The 13,596-nt window shown below is 47.9% G+C and carries 10 protein-coding genes; 1 reads left to right on the forward strand and 9 read right to left on the reverse strand.

Going from position 1 to position 13,596, the window contains the following annotated elements; all coding sequences use genetic code 11:
- Positions 1-42 precede the first annotated feature (42 nt).
- The 3 genes from ACFI32_RS00005 to ACFI32_RS00015 form a co-directional block, all read right to left on the reverse strand.
- On the reverse strand, positions 43-1,026 hold the full coding sequence (locus tag ACFI32_RS00005) for a malate dehydrogenase (RefSeq protein ID WP_462624436.1): 984 nt from the start codon (positions 1,024-1,026) through the stop codon (positions 43-45).
- A gap of 336 nt (positions 1,027-1,362) precedes the next feature.
- Positions 1,363-2,085 (reverse strand): T2 family ribonuclease, encoded by a 723-nt coding sequence (locus tag ACFI32_RS00010; RefSeq protein WP_462624437.1) that lies wholly within the window; start codon positions 2,083-2,085, stop codon positions 1,363-1,365.
- A 480-nt stretch (positions 2,086-2,565) separates the two neighbouring features.
- The gene (locus ACFI32_RS00015) at positions 2,566-4,542 is read right to left on the reverse strand and encodes a lytic transglycosylase domain-containing protein (protein WP_462624816.1); all 1,977 of its coding nucleotides are present in this window, start codon (positions 4,540-4,542) and stop codon (positions 2,566-2,568) included.
- A gap of 848 nt (positions 4,543-5,390) precedes the next feature.
- Between ACFI32_RS00015 and miaB the strand changes: the two genes are divergently transcribed.
- Positions 5,391-6,863, forward strand: coding sequence for a tRNA (N6-isopentenyl adenosine(37)-C2)-methylthiotransferase MiaB (miaB, locus tag ACFI32_RS00020; RefSeq protein WP_462624438.1), 1,473 nt, complete (start codon positions 5,391-5,393; stop codon positions 6,861-6,863).
- Between the two features lie 90 nt (positions 6,864-6,953).
- Here miaB and ACFI32_RS00025 read toward each other — a convergent pair whose 3' ends face one another.
- The 6 genes from ACFI32_RS00025 to ACFI32_RS00050 form a co-directional block, all read right to left on the reverse strand.
- Positions 6,954-7,802, reverse strand: a complete 849-nt coding sequence (locus ACFI32_RS00025; RefSeq protein ID WP_462624439.1) for an SDR family oxidoreductase — start codon at positions 7,800-7,802, stop codon at positions 6,954-6,956.
- A 143-nt stretch (positions 7,803-7,945) separates the two neighbouring features.
- Positions 7,946-8,182, reverse strand: a complete 237-nt coding sequence (locus ACFI32_RS00030; RefSeq protein ID WP_462624440.1) for a hypothetical protein — start codon at positions 8,180-8,182, stop codon at positions 7,946-7,948.
- A gap of 132 nt (positions 8,183-8,314) precedes the next feature.
- Positions 8,315-9,529, reverse strand: a complete 1,215-nt coding sequence (locus ACFI32_RS00035; RefSeq protein ID WP_462624441.1) for an RtcB family protein — start codon at positions 9,527-9,529, stop codon at positions 8,315-8,317.
- A gap of 800 nt (positions 9,530-10,329) precedes the next feature.
- Positions 10,330-11,043: a LysE family translocator gene (locus ACFI32_RS00040; protein WP_462624442.1), complete on the reverse strand. Its 714-nt coding sequence runs from the start codon at positions 11,041-11,043 to the stop codon at positions 10,330-10,332.
- Positions 11,044-11,370: 327 nt separating this feature from the next.
- On the reverse strand, positions 11,371-12,576 hold the full coding sequence (gene argE / locus ACFI32_RS00045; RefSeq protein ID WP_462624443.1) for an acetylornithine deacetylase: 1,206 nt from the start codon (positions 12,574-12,576) through the stop codon (positions 11,371-11,373).
- Positions 12,577-12,765: 189 nt separating this feature from the next.
- Positions 12,766-13,419 (reverse strand): UPF0149 family protein, encoded by a 654-nt coding sequence (locus tag ACFI32_RS00050; protein ID WP_462624444.1) that lies wholly within the window; start codon positions 13,417-13,419, stop codon positions 12,766-12,768.
- Between the last annotated feature and the right edge of the window lie 177 nt (positions 13,420-13,596).

A 13,596-nucleotide genomic window follows, 5' to 3' on the forward strand; every position in this document is an offset into this window, starting at 1 on the left:
ATATTAGAGGGCTTTTTGTATCAAACCATATCGAACAATAGCTTATGGCAATAGGTGTGCTACTGCATCACGCTCTTCACTCAGCTCTTGCTCAGTGGCAGCCATTTTCTCTTTTGAGAAGTCTGATGAGACATCAACACCCTCAACAATGCTCCAATCGCCATTGCTGCATGTGCATGGGAATGAGTAAATCAAGCCTTCAGCAATGCCGTATTCGCCTTTTGAATACACACCCATAGAGACCCAGTCATTCTCATCAGAACCCAGTGCCCACGTACGCATATGGGCGATGGCAGCATTGGCTGCTGATGCGGCAGAAGAGGCACCACGTGCTTTAATAATGGCCGCGCCGCGCTGTTGTACGCTTGGGATATAAGTGTTTTCATACCAGTCACGGTCGATCAAATCAAGCGCAGGCTTACCATTAACAGTACAAGCCGTCAGGTCAGGATACTGAGTTGATGAGTGGTTGCCCCAGATGGTCATTTTTTTCACGTCATTGACGGTGCTGTCTGTTTGTTCAGCCAACTGCGCGATAGCACGGTTGTGGTCAAGACGAGTCATGGCCGTAAAGTTACGTGGGTCAAGGTCGGGCGCATTGCGCTGAGCAATCAAGGCATTAGTGTTTGCAGGATTTCCCACGACCAAGACTTTCACATCACGGCTTGCCACGTCATTCAATGCTTTACCTTGTGCTGAGAAAATCGCCGCATTGGCTTCAAGCAAGTCCTTACGCTCCATGCCAGGGCCACGAGGACGGGCACCAACAAGTAAGGCATAATCTACATCTTTGAACGCAACCGTTGCATCATCAGTTTGTACGATATCCGCCAACAAAGGGAATGCACAGTCTTCTAGTTCCATGACCACGCCTTTTAGAGCGTCTAGTGCGGGCGTGATTTCGAGCAACTGTAGAATGACTGGCTGATCTTTGCCCAGCATCTCACCAGATGCAATGCGAAATAACATGGCATAGCTGATGTTACCAGCAGCGCCAGTCACGGCAACACGTAAAGGCTGTTTCATAAAATACTCCCTGATTAGTTATTAGATAACTCATGATTATCATTTTAGATATAGTCTGGCAAACCTGACCAATATGGGCAGTCACAAACCGAGGGTTAGTGTAGCACTTCGTTTGGTAGACCGTCTAGATAGATTCAGGGACTAGCGGTGGTCTATATTGTTACTAGTTTATACGAACAAAGTTTTACTAATTTTTATGATAGTATAAGTAAGAGGAAAGCATGGTAATGAATGACCACTGTTTTTCAAACGCATCGTTGGCATTCTCACTCAGACACGACTAACCCCTCAAAGCGAGTCAGGCATAACAATGCTGAGTGTGGTTGAAGTGGCGGCTTATTTGCCACCCAAAATAATAAAGTTGCTACCGCAGCTATCTATCACTGCACTACATTGACCAAACTTACTGCCTTCATAGCAAATATGCACTTCGGTCAGTATCGACTGGCGACGGCTGCCATCTTGACAAATTAAGTCAATACTGGCGCTACTCATGCCGCGGTTCAAACGTGTCATCTGCCCGATAAAGCGCGACTTGGACACGGTATAGCTGTTACCTGTATTCATCTCACTGGGCATCTTTAGATTACCCGCGATATTCACAATTTGACGAAAATAACTGCTGCTGCTATAGGGACTACATGCTCCATACTGCTGCCATGAGCGGCTGCGTACATTGTTGTCTGGCATGATGCGGTTCACCACCTTGAGCTGAAGGGGGGTTAACCGCGGCTCACTGTTACGGCCGCAGCGGTCACCATAGCCCAAATCAAGGCCAGAGACTGTTAAAGAATACCCTTCAAGACATTGACGCATGCGCGCACGCGAGGGCTGCATACTACATAAAGCGGGGGTCATCTCAATCATCAGTACCCGCTGGCCAACTTTGGCGGTGGTCGCGGCCTGCGCTGATAATGATAGTGTGCCTTGCATGAGCACCGCCCCTACCAAACCAAATGGCAGTTGCCAGCGTAGGCCTTGACCGTGAGAAGATGGTGGTAACGACGAAGACCGACAAGCAGTTGACAACTCAGGCAATTTTGGAGATTTTTTTATCATAAGAAATCAGGTATTCAACAGTAATCAGGCATGGGATATGGGCTTGAGCGCTATTATTCAACATTGAAATAAGTCATTGAGAAGACGAGCGCACATGCAATGATGAGGGATCGATAACGACGATATACTGAACATCAATGCAAAATCTTGGACGCTAACTAATGTAATCTTAACAAAACACTTATCGTTCTCTATAGCAAAATCGTAACCTTGGGCGCATTATCAGCGCATTTGTTAGGTTACAACAGCATACTAAATATATTTGGGTCAGGAAATCCTCTGCCTAAGTGGCATGACTGTTTGGTAGTCAAACAGCCAGATAAAAAAATAAGCCCGCAATCTATAGCGGCTGCTGGCTTATTCTTCGCAAATCGGTGATACAAACATTGATCTACTTGTGTCGGCTTTCAATGCTATTCACCTTCACTGTTAATAGCAAAATAGCGCCCAAATCAGAACGCCATTTATTGACTATCAGGTTTATCCTGCAGGAATCATGCCCATACGCTGGCTGATGGGCTGGCCTCGGCCAAGTAGGCTGCTATAGATGGTTGCGTTTTCCATCACATGCTTTACGTAGTTACGAGTTTCTGGATAAGCAATGGTCTCAACGTATTGATCGGCAGCCAATGAGCCATAATCGGGCTGCCAGCGTTTGGCTTTGTTTGGCCCAGCGTTGTAGCCTGCGGTAGCCAATACAGGCTGGTAGTTGAGCTTGGCTAAAATATCACTCATATACCATGTACCGTAGCGAATATTGGTATCACCACTATTGGCGCGGCTGGCACTATAAGACTCGCCAAGATTGCGCGCGATGTATTTGGCAGTCCCTGGCATAATCTGCATCAAGCCGCTGGCGCCAACATGTGAGCGGGCGCCGCTGACAAAACGACTCTCTTGACGCATGATGCCATATGCCCATGCTGGATCAATACCAACCGATTGGCTGTAGCGTACCACGCTGTCTTGATGCGGCATGGGATGTGATAAGGCCAAACTGTCCACGCGGTCGGTATTATCGATGGCATAAATGGCGCGATCCAGCCAGCCCATATCATGCGCTTGCAAAGCTGCGGCGATGATGAGGTTGTCATCGCGATTATCGCGGGCTTTTTTAACTGCCCAGTTCCATTCGCGGTTGGCATAGGCACGGTTGGCATCAGCATTATATAAAGCAAAGGCGCGTGCAAAATGGGGGTCATGCATGGCACGGGCGCGATCAGCGCTACTAACGCTGGGGAGATTGCTGCCATTTAAACGACTGGCATCAAAACGCTGTCCGGCTTTGTCTTTTGCCAGTAGTCCGTAATAGTCATTGTCTTTGGCCAAATGCTGATACATGTTTTTGGCGATACTGCGCTTGTTGGCATCATTTGACTGCTCGTAAGCCCGCGCCAACCAGTACTGCCATTGGTTTTCTTTTTGAATCTCAGCATCCATCTGAGCGATGGCTTCAATCACATCATTCCAGCGCCCAAAGCGGATGCCTGCCATGGCATAATCTTCAGCTTCTTCAAAGTTAAAATCATCGTCTAAGCTTTTGCGAAACCACTCTACTGCCTCAGCGCTAAAGCCGTCGTCAGTGTTATAGTTCATCCGTTTCACACCAATAATACGGTACGCATAGCGGCGCGTGTCATCGCTTAACAGCGGTATGCTTCGCTGCTGATCTTGTTTGATATCAAAGTTTACCTGCGACGCCGCTTCACGGTACGATTTATCCGCAATACGGCCAATGGCATATAAGTATAAATATTGATTGGTTTGACTGTATGGCTGGGCGTTCATACGGCTAATAAAGCCTGCTGGATTGCGCTGAATGTCACTGAGCGTCGCATACGCAATCGGCGCACCCAAACGCGCAGATAGCGCCATAATGTCACCCGTCTCACCTTTACGCAGCATGCGCTTTAGACGTTGGTTGCGGTCTTTGTTGCTGATCAGCGGATTGTCATTCATCTCCATCGCCAGCTGCTCACAAAGGGCTGGCTGCTTGAGCGTGGTCAGCCAGACTTCTGGTTTTTCAGCCAGCGCGCGCATGGTGTCACCGCCATGATTAAAACCCAAGGCAATGGCGCAGCGCTCGCTGCTGTCCGCGTTGGTGATGAGGTTGGCGACTTGTCGTACTGAGGCATAGTCGCCTGATTCAGCCTTAACCTCTGCATAGTCCGCCACCAACTTCTCCGCCATCACAGTACCTGAGTATTGGCGCACAAACTGTGCGATTGCTGCTGAGCTTTGGGACTTTAAGTCTAAGTTCATACGCCAATATGCTGGATACATGGCAAACAAGCCACCATTCATGTTTTGCTCATAGTTATAGAGCGCACTAACGTCACCGCGATCGGCAGCTTGAGCGGCAGCGGTAAATGAGTTGATACTGCTGTCGGTTTGATAGCTGGCTTCATACGGTGCCGGTTGAGCGCAGGCCACTTGGGCGAGTCCCAATGCGCTCATGGCAGTGACCACACTCAGCGCACTGATACGCAGCGAGCCGACACGGCAGCGAGCCGACCACCCCTGCTGAGAACCGTCTGTCGGTTGCGCCTGCTGCTGGTCGCGATGCTCGGTGGGATGGTGACGGCGTTTGGCAGCGGTCTGCTTTATCATACTTACTCTCTTTATCAATGATCCATAGTGCTTGATATCAGCGTGAGGCTTACAGCTCAGTCGCCAGTGTGTGGTGCAGGCATGGTAGGGTGCTCTGCCCCGCCATCATGTCATCTTTTTATACCAAAATACTCAAAATATCAAGGGTTTGCCGTCGTTACTGATCTATCTTGATTTATCAACCATGATGGCAATGGGTATCAAAGCCGTGTCGTCATTCTGTCTACAAGGCCAAATAACAGGGTTAAAAGGCAACCAAATCCGACCATACAAACATAGATTGGAGCATCATACTATATTATGCTCGGCGTGACGTCATGCCCTTACCATTTGTCAGTAAAAACGACAGCGCAGCGTAACAAAAAGTTCGCGTGCAAGGCAATTTTTGGCAACCACGCAGTAAAACTGTAGCAAAACAACCGCTAAAGCTGCGCCTATCATCAGACAGTCACACCATATCGCCAGCCCACATCGGTAACTTGCCTACACAAAAACGTAGTTTGTTTGACTGTCTATTCACCCAGTTCTGTACAGTGACAACGATAAGCAATTGATAGTATTAAAAATAACCACAACAATTCTTGACAGATAGTCTGTGTTACTTTTCACATTGGCAGATGATTATGATAAAATACGCCACCAATTAAAGGCTCATTGCCGCTATATTTTTGTTTGTCAATCATGGACTGTCGCTTATGAGTGTTTCCGTATTTAACCCCCGCCTTGACGATAGCGTTACCGCCGCGCCTAGCGTTGATGCACTCGAAGCGCAGGCCCCTGCGCCAGCGGATACCGCTCCGGTGAAAAAAGTCTTTATCACCACCCAAGGCTGTCAGATGAACGTCTACGACTCAGACAAAATGCTCGATGTCTTGGGCGACTCGCACGGTATGCAAGTGACGCACAACATTGATGAAGCCGATGTACTGTTGATGAACACCTGCTCCATCCGCGAAAAAGCCCAAGAAAAAGTGTTTTCAGAGCTGGGCCGCTGGCGCAAACTCAAAGAAAAACGTCCTGATCTCGTGATTGGCGTTGGCGGCTGCGTGGCCTCACAAGAAGGCGATAATATTCAAAAGCGCGCGCCATATGTTGATATGGTCTTTGGCCCGCAAACCTTGCATCGTCTGCCTGAGCTGTATGATCAATCCAACGATCAGCGTAATATCGCGCCAAAAAATCGTATTGGCACCATTGATGTGTCATTCCCAAGCATTGAAAAGTTCGATTTTTTGCCTGAGCCGAGAGTCGAAGGGTATAAAGCCTTTGTCTCAATTATGGAAGGCTGCTCAAAGTATTGCTCATTTTGCGTCGTTCCTTATACACGCGGTGAAGAGCTGTCGCGTCCACTTGATGATGTACTGGCAGAGATTGATAGCCTTGCCGCGCAGGGTATCCGCGAGATCAATTTGCTTGGTCAAAACGTCAACGGCTATCGCGGCGAAAAAGACGATGGCAGTATTTGCCGTTTCGCTGAGCTGTTGCACTATGTCTCGCACGTCGATGGGGTTGAGCGCATCCGCTATACCACCAGCCATCCGCTTGAGTTTACCGATGACATCATTGACGCGTATGCGCAATTGCCAGAGCTGGTATCACACTTGCACCTGCCCGTACAAAGTGGCTCAAATGCGATATTAGCAGCGATGAAACGCAACCATACCATTGATGTGTATATCAATCAGATCAATAAACTGAAAGCCATCCGCCCCGACATTCACTTGTCGAGCGACTTTATCATTGGCTTCCCTGGTGAGACTGACGAGGATTTCCAAGATACCTTAAACTTGGCAAAGACATTGAACTTCGATCATTCGTACAGCTTTATCTACTCTAAGCGTCCGGGCACGCCAGCGGCAGAGCTGCCAGATGATGTGAGCTTCACGACCAAAAAAGCACGTTTGGCGGAGTTTCAGAAAGTGATCGTTGACTCAACACTTGCTAAAACACATGAGATGGTCGGTACAACAACGCGCGTGTTGGTTGAGCAAGTTGCCAATCGTCATCCTGATTGCTTAATTGGCACAGCGGATAACACCCGTACGGTGATGTTCCCTTATGACGAAAACAAAATGGACGAGTTACTTGGTAAAATCGTCAGCGTACGCGTCACCGACTTTGTCAGCCCGCATATGGTAAAAGGCGAGCTACTCGACGTCTTAGCATAACCATTAAAAGACCATTCTAAGCAAATAAAAAAAGCCGTTCACAACAAATAGTGAGCGGCTTTTTTGTTATCAATATTTGAAAACTGCACGTCATTCATCTGAGTGAGCTGGGGCAGCTGTACTGCCTGCCAAAATACCACCATCAATCGTCAGCTCAGTACCTGTCACATATTTTGACTCATCGCTGGCCAAATAGAGCGCGGCATAAGCCACATCCATAACGTCCCCCATATAGCCAAGCGGGATATCCTTGCTGATCGCTTTGATCGCCTCTTCTCGTGCGTCGCCCTCACCCAACATTGTATCCCACATCGGTGTATAGATAGCCGCAGGGTGAATCGAGTTGCAGCGAATATCGTAGCCATTTTGAGCACAATACAAGGCAACAGATTTGCTGTGATTTCTGACCCCAGCCTTGCTTGAAGCGTAAGCAGCGGCTAACGGAATGCCAACCATACCTGAGCGCGAGGAAATATTAACGATACTTGCGTTACTGCCTTTATCCGTTGAGCGATTTTTCATCAATGCGATTGCCATCTTACACCCTAATGCCACGCCATCGAGATTGACTTGATGCACCTTATGCCAGCTTGCCATATCCAAATGTTCAGGATCGTGTGCGCCTGTGGTCTCCAAAAATCCAGTAATACCTGCGTTATTGACTAAGATATCTAAGCGATGATAGTGCTGCTCAATATACTCCGCTGCATGTTGCCAATCATCCTCGCTTGAGACATCCAGATGCAAATACTCTGCGGGCTTTGACTCGTGCCATTGTTGACGATTGAGGTTAATCTCATCGCATACCTGCTTGCCTTTATCATCATTGATGTCACTCAATATGACGGTGGCACCTTCTTTGACAAAAAGCTCGGCAATCGCTTTACCGATGCCCTGTGCTGCGCCTGTGACCAGCGCTACTTTGTTGAGCAGTCTCATAGTACCCTCCTTTATATTTTTTTTAATAACTTTTATATATTTGGTTTTATTGGTTAAGTGATATTTGCCATTCTAACTACTTAGATTAATGGAAAGCCGCCCATGGTTGGTATCAAGCGACTTTTTCAAACCATTATTTACCTTTATTCTGACAACCAATCGGTTTGCCGCAGCTGCTGCTTGGTCTCACGGCGGCGTTTTTTGCGGACGATATCGATATCTTCTTTTTCGTGAATACCACCTTTTTTTAACAGTGGATCAAGCGCCAAATAATTGCGCGGCTTCACTGCACCGTGCGATTGCTGTACACCTGCTTCAGCTTGCTGTGCTAACTGCCGTTCAATCTGTTTGGCCTTTTTTAAGGTTTGTTTTAAGCTCATATGTTTACCTACTCTTTAATTCTTTTTAGATACCAACGCCGAAAACCATATTAGCGAGGAAAACGAGCGCAAATTGTACATCCAGTACATTAAGCAAGTTTGACGACGCTAAGATGATTTGCAGGCTTGGTATTAGCCTTTGATGCACATGACTTGTTTCAGCGTATGCACCACTTCAACCAAGTCTTTTTGATTGTCCATCACTTCATCAATGTCTTTGTATGCGCCGGGTATCTCATCGATGACGCCTTTGTCTTTACGACATTCGACGCCATCGGTTTGCGCTTTTAGCTCATCAATGGTGAACGCACGCACTGCTTTGCCGCGGCTCATCTGCCGACCAGCACCATGCGAGCACGAACAAAACGACTCTGTTGCCCCAAGACCACGTACGATAAAGGACTTAGCGCCCATCGAGCCGGGGATAATGCCAAGCTCACCGGCATAAGCACTGATCGCACCTTTGCGGGTCACATAGACCTGCTCGCCAAAATGCACTTCTTCATTGACGTAGTTGTGATGGCAGTTGATGGCCTCTTTGGTCAGGGCAAATCGTGGCAACCCTGCTTGCGGCGATTGCAGCGCCTTGATCACCAACCGCATCATCTCGCGGCGATTCTCTAGGGCGTAATCCTGCGCCCAGCCGACTGCCTCGACATAATCAGCAAAGCTATCAGAACCTTGGGCAAAATAGGACAAGTCGCGATCAGGTACATGACCAAAGCGCGATTGACGCTCTTTTTTGGCCAGATTGATAAAATAACGCCCGATACAGTTGCCAATACCGCGGCTGCCTGAATGCAGCATCACCCAGACATCTTGGTTTTCATCCAAGCACAGCTCGATGAAATGATTGCCACCGCCCAGCGTACCCAGCTGCTTCGCCCATGTGCGCTCAAATCCTTTAAGCATTTTAAGTAATCCCGGATGCTTATCGGTGATCGGCTTTAGACGTTTGCCAAGCGGGTCAAGTGTGGAGTTTTTTGCTTGGATTTGCTTGTGCATATTAAAGCCCACAGGCACTTGCTGCTCGACCACCAAGCGTAGCGCTTTTAAGCTATCGGGCAAATCGCTTGCCGTCAGCGACAAGCGTACCGCGTTCATACCGCAGCCAATATCCACGCCCACTGCCGCAGGTATCACAGCTGACTTGGTTGGAATCACGCTACCAACGGTTGCGCCTTTGCCCACATGCACATCAGGCATCACCGCAATATGTGAGTGTATAAACTCCAGCTGCGCCAAGTTGCGTAGTTGTTGCATCGCACCTTGCTCGACATCTGCGGTATAGATTTTGACAGGTACACCATGCTTGCCACTTTTATTTAACGTTAATTGAACACTCATGATTTAATTTTCCATTATTTTTATTGTTTAGATATTTGATTGCCGCTTTTTATTTACTAAATTTTAACATTACTCATCCCGCTCAATTAAATGAGGTTTTTAATCAAAAATGATATAAATTTTAGGCAATAAAATATCTATTGTTTTATAAAACGCTATTGGTTAGGTTTTATAAAAACATCGATTTATTGATAAGTGTGAACCGTAATGAAAAGTGCAGTTGGCACAAGTGATGTCATGATGAATCTATCGATGCAGATAAAGCGCGATAACTCACGCAGCATGACAGACAAACACCCGCAAAATCTCAAAGCATGGGCGATAAACGCGCCAGCTTATGATCAATCAGCGAATGACAGTGATAATAGTAAGGTATTTTGGATATATCGTATTGGGTTCAGTGCGCGTAAAATACGCTACCCGTCATCAGCAAGGTGCTGACATCGATATAGACTTGGCAGAAAGGAGAAGCGGTAAAGATAGTGAGGTTAAATAAACCCCATCCCAGCAGGTTAGTGCCTTATCAAATGCTTAGCCAAACCGACGCGAAGTCATTACTACTGTCATATCAGTGATTGATTCACTCTTCAAAACGGTCGTTACGTTAAGGTGGGACATGATAATTCCTCCGTCAGTTGTGGCCATTGTCTCAGAGCGACAATAGCAAGGTGATTGAATAAAGATCGTCATTCAAAAATAAGTTTTGAACCCGCTATCCTTAATTGATATAGCGCATATCATAAACAATTAAAAATAAAAGTCAATATTTTATTTTTATAACTTTTAAGCCCATTACTGTTTTAAGTCAAAATATGATTAAATACCTCAACAAATAAAGCGATAGCAATAATGATAAAAAGAATACCGCAGCTGCGATTGAGCCATGCCAAACGCTGCCCCACATCCAGCCAACCTGCCAGCTTTTTGCCGCCTACGGTATAGATCAGCTGCCAAATCGTCTCACTCATATACAGCCCTATCGTCAACATGACATATTGCGGCCATAGCGGGGCGCTAAAGTTGATAAACTTGGGAAAAAAGGCGGCGAAAAACAAAATCGCTTTGGGGTTGGATAAGGACACCCATACCCCCGTGCGAAATAGCTTGAGGTTACTTGGTGGGGTGCGAATGGCGGCACTTGAGAGCGAGCGCGGCTCAGGATAGGCGCGGTTAAAGGCTTCTGCCTCTGCGCCCATTTCACGAGCATCTGTCATCAGGCTGCCGTCCTTGTCAGCATCACGCCATGCCACCAGCCCTAAGTAGACCAGATATGCCGCGCCAACCGCTTTGATAACGCTGAGTAGCCACGGTGACTCACGGCTGATAGCGTCAATTCCCAGCAGTGTCGATAGCAGCAAGATAAACAGTCCAAGACTCAGTCCTGCCAGCGTCCAGAGGGTACGCTTGACGCCGTAATTCAACCCGTACTGGAACGCCAATAGCATGTTTGGGCCGGGCGTGGCTGAAATCAAAAACACGCTGGCGAAAAAAACCATAAAAAGCTGTATAGACATCATCTTGCCCCTACGTCACAAAAGTAAAAACCCCGTACTCAGCTGCTATGGGCCAAATACAGGATGCGTGCACAAAAGCGCTGGTGCACACTCAGCACCAAAAAACAAACACCGCCATGATGACGGTGTTTGGGAACAAGCCAATACGCTAGAAAGGGGCTACGGTAAACGGCCATCTGAACCGTTTATGACCAAGGTGGTCATCACGGCATTCATGAGGTGAAAGGCAATCTTTTGCCATCAAGCGATGGCTCATGTGGCATAACGTAAACGCAGCACGGAAGCACATAGCATGTATAGAGCAAACATCTGTTATGATAGATTATCCTAACAGCAGCTTTCAAGCAAGCGCTGTAGAAAACCGTCACAGCGTTCCATATCGCTCAGTGGCACATATTCATCAGCTTTGTGCGCCTGCTCGATACTACCAGGACCGCAAATGACAGTGGGAATACCAGCATTGGTAAACTGTCCACCCTCTGTTGCATAGGCCACTTTATGGCGCTTATTGTCCGCTGTCAGCGCCGATACCAGCGCCGATACCAGCGCCTGTAACGCGCTACTGTCCGCGTCGGTCATCGCGGGTACGCTTTCTTCTTGCTGCAGCTCAATATCCGCTTCAGGTGCGCGCGCTTGCATCTGTTCACGCAGCGTTTGGATGTGCGCTTGAATGGGCACGATGACGTCCTCTTGAGTCATGTGCGGCAAGTTGCGATAGTCAAAGGTAAACTCGCACAAGTTGGGCACGATGTTGGTCGCTGTGCCGCCTTGTATCGTACCTACCGACAACGTGGAATATGGCACATCAAACAATGCATCGTTGTCATCACGGGTGCTGATCTCATCGGCAAGCGTATCGACAAAGCCGATCAAACGGCTGGCATAACTGATGGCATTGACGCCTTGCGCGGTGAGCGAAGAATGCGCTGATTTGCCATGGACGCGGCAACGATAGACCGAAATGCCTTTGTGTGCCACCACCATGGTCATATTGGTCGGCTCACCCACAATACAATATTCAGGATTGATACCGCGCTCGGCAAGATCTGCCAAAATCAGTGGCGCGCCCAAACAGCCGACCTCCTCATCAAAGGATAGCGCCACATGCAAAGGACGACGCAGTTTACCCTCTTGTGACAACTTGGTCGCCGCAGGCAAAAGGCTAAGCGCACAGGCAATAAAGCCCTTCATATCACACGCACCGCGGCCATATAGCTTGTCGCCGCGAATGGTGGTAGTAAAAGGATCAGACGTCCACTCCTGCCCATCCACAGGCACCACATCGGTATGACCGGAGAGCACCAGACCGCCGCTGATCACATCGGCGTCCGCGCCTGCAGGCACAGTGACAAACAAATTGGCCTTGTTTTTATCGTCATTAAAAGTCAAGACCACAGGCAAGCCCAGCTGCTCACAATAGGCCTGCACGTCTTCAATCAGCGCAAGGTTTGAGTGACGGCTGACCGTGTCAAAGCCAATCAGTCGTGACAGCCAGTCTAGGCTTTGGCTGGGATAGTCGATATGAGAAGACATTGGAGCTCCTTGTGATACAAAAACAGCAGTGGTTATGGTTTATCGTAGCATAATGACACCTAAGTTCTATGCGGCAACCGTAACCACTGCTGTAATATAAGACCGCATGGATAAACCGACGCCATGCCGCGTCCTAACCTTTTGTGCCAGTGCTATGACCAGCGTTGCCATCAATGCTATGAACCAATGCTATGAAGGGTTGTTTTGATTCATCACATCGACCACCGGCGGCATTGGCTTGGGCAAATGCCCTTCAGCTTGCAGCTCTTTGGTGGTTTTAGCGCCCATAGGCAAGCCTGAAATCAGCGCCAACTCTTTGACCGACTTGCGTTTGCGAGTGGCAAAGCTGACCGGTATCATGCGTACAAATTCATAGATATACAGATAAGACTCTTCGCCGCCTTCAAATGCTTCGTCTTCTTCTAATCGGATCGCACCGATTTTGGCCAGATCAGACAGCATCTCATTTTCTTCGACACTCAAGCTACAATCCGTGATGCCAAACCCCGTCATAAAACCATTGGCCCATTGTTTTAGCGCCATCACACGCTCGTATAGATCGTGTTCGTCGTCAGGCAGTAGCGGCATATAAGCGTAGGCATCATCTTTGTCTTTGAGCTGAAATACCGTGTCTTCCGCATCTTCAGTGAGGATGGTCAACGCGGCATCTGGCAGCGGCGCAAAGCTCAGCTCATCCAGTATCGTCGCCCAGCCTTGCTCATCAGGGGCGTTACAGGCGGTCATCAAGCCAGTCATCAGCCCGTGTACCTCACTGATACTCACATCTGTCCAACCGTCAAACGCTTCTGACCATGCATTCCAACCAGAAATATTGTCATTCATAACCTTTATCCTACTTATTGGTGAACCCTCATCATGCAAGGGTTAAGAAAACAGAAAAAACACGCACAATCGGTGCAATTACTTTGTTGATATAGATATTATGCGGTCACCTATGGCATTATTAAACGTAGCGACCACAATTCATTCACGCTCATTTATTAAGGGTAAAAACTGACT

The sequence above is a fragment of the Psychrobacter sp. PSi21 genome (assembly GCF_054960615.1).

Bases quoted from the DNA above. Each gene is read 5' to 3' on its own strand.
- ACFI32_RS00005 (WP_462624436.1), bottom strand. From the start codon at position 1,026: ATGAAACAGCCTTTACGTGTTGCCGTGACTGGCGCTGCTGGTAACATC.
- ACFI32_RS00010 (WP_462624437.1), bottom strand. From the start codon at position 2,085: ATGATAAAAAAATCTCCAAAATTGCCTGAGTTGTCAACTGCTTGTCGG.
- ACFI32_RS00015 (WP_462624816.1), bottom strand. From the start codon at position 4,542: ATGAGCGCATTGGGACTCGCCCAAGTGGCCTGCGCTCAACCGGCACCG.
- miaB (WP_462624438.1), top strand. From the start codon at position 5,391: ATGAGTGTTTCCGTATTTAACCCCCGCCTTGACGATAGCGTTACCGCC.
- ACFI32_RS00025 (WP_462624439.1), bottom strand. From the start codon at position 7,802: ATGAGACTGCTCAACAAAGTAGCGCTGGTCACAGGCGCAGCACAGGGC.
- ACFI32_RS00030 (WP_462624440.1), bottom strand. From the start codon at position 8,182: ATGAGCTTAAAACAAACCTTAAAAAAGGCCAAACAGATTGAACGGCAG.
- ACFI32_RS00035 (WP_462624441.1), bottom strand. From the start codon at position 9,529: ATGAGTGTTCAATTAACGTTAAATAAAAGTGGCAAGCATGGTGTACCT.
- ACFI32_RS00040 (WP_462624442.1), bottom strand. From the start codon at position 11,043: ATGTCTATACAGCTTTTTATGGTTTTTTTCGCCAGCGTGTTTTTGATT.
- argE (WP_462624443.1), bottom strand. From the start codon at position 12,576: ATGTCTTCTCATATCGACTATCCCAGCCAAAGCCTAGACTGGCTGTCA.
- ACFI32_RS00050 (WP_462624444.1), bottom strand. From the start codon at position 13,419: ATGAATGACAATATTTCTGGTTGGAATGCATGGTCAGAAGCGTTTGAC.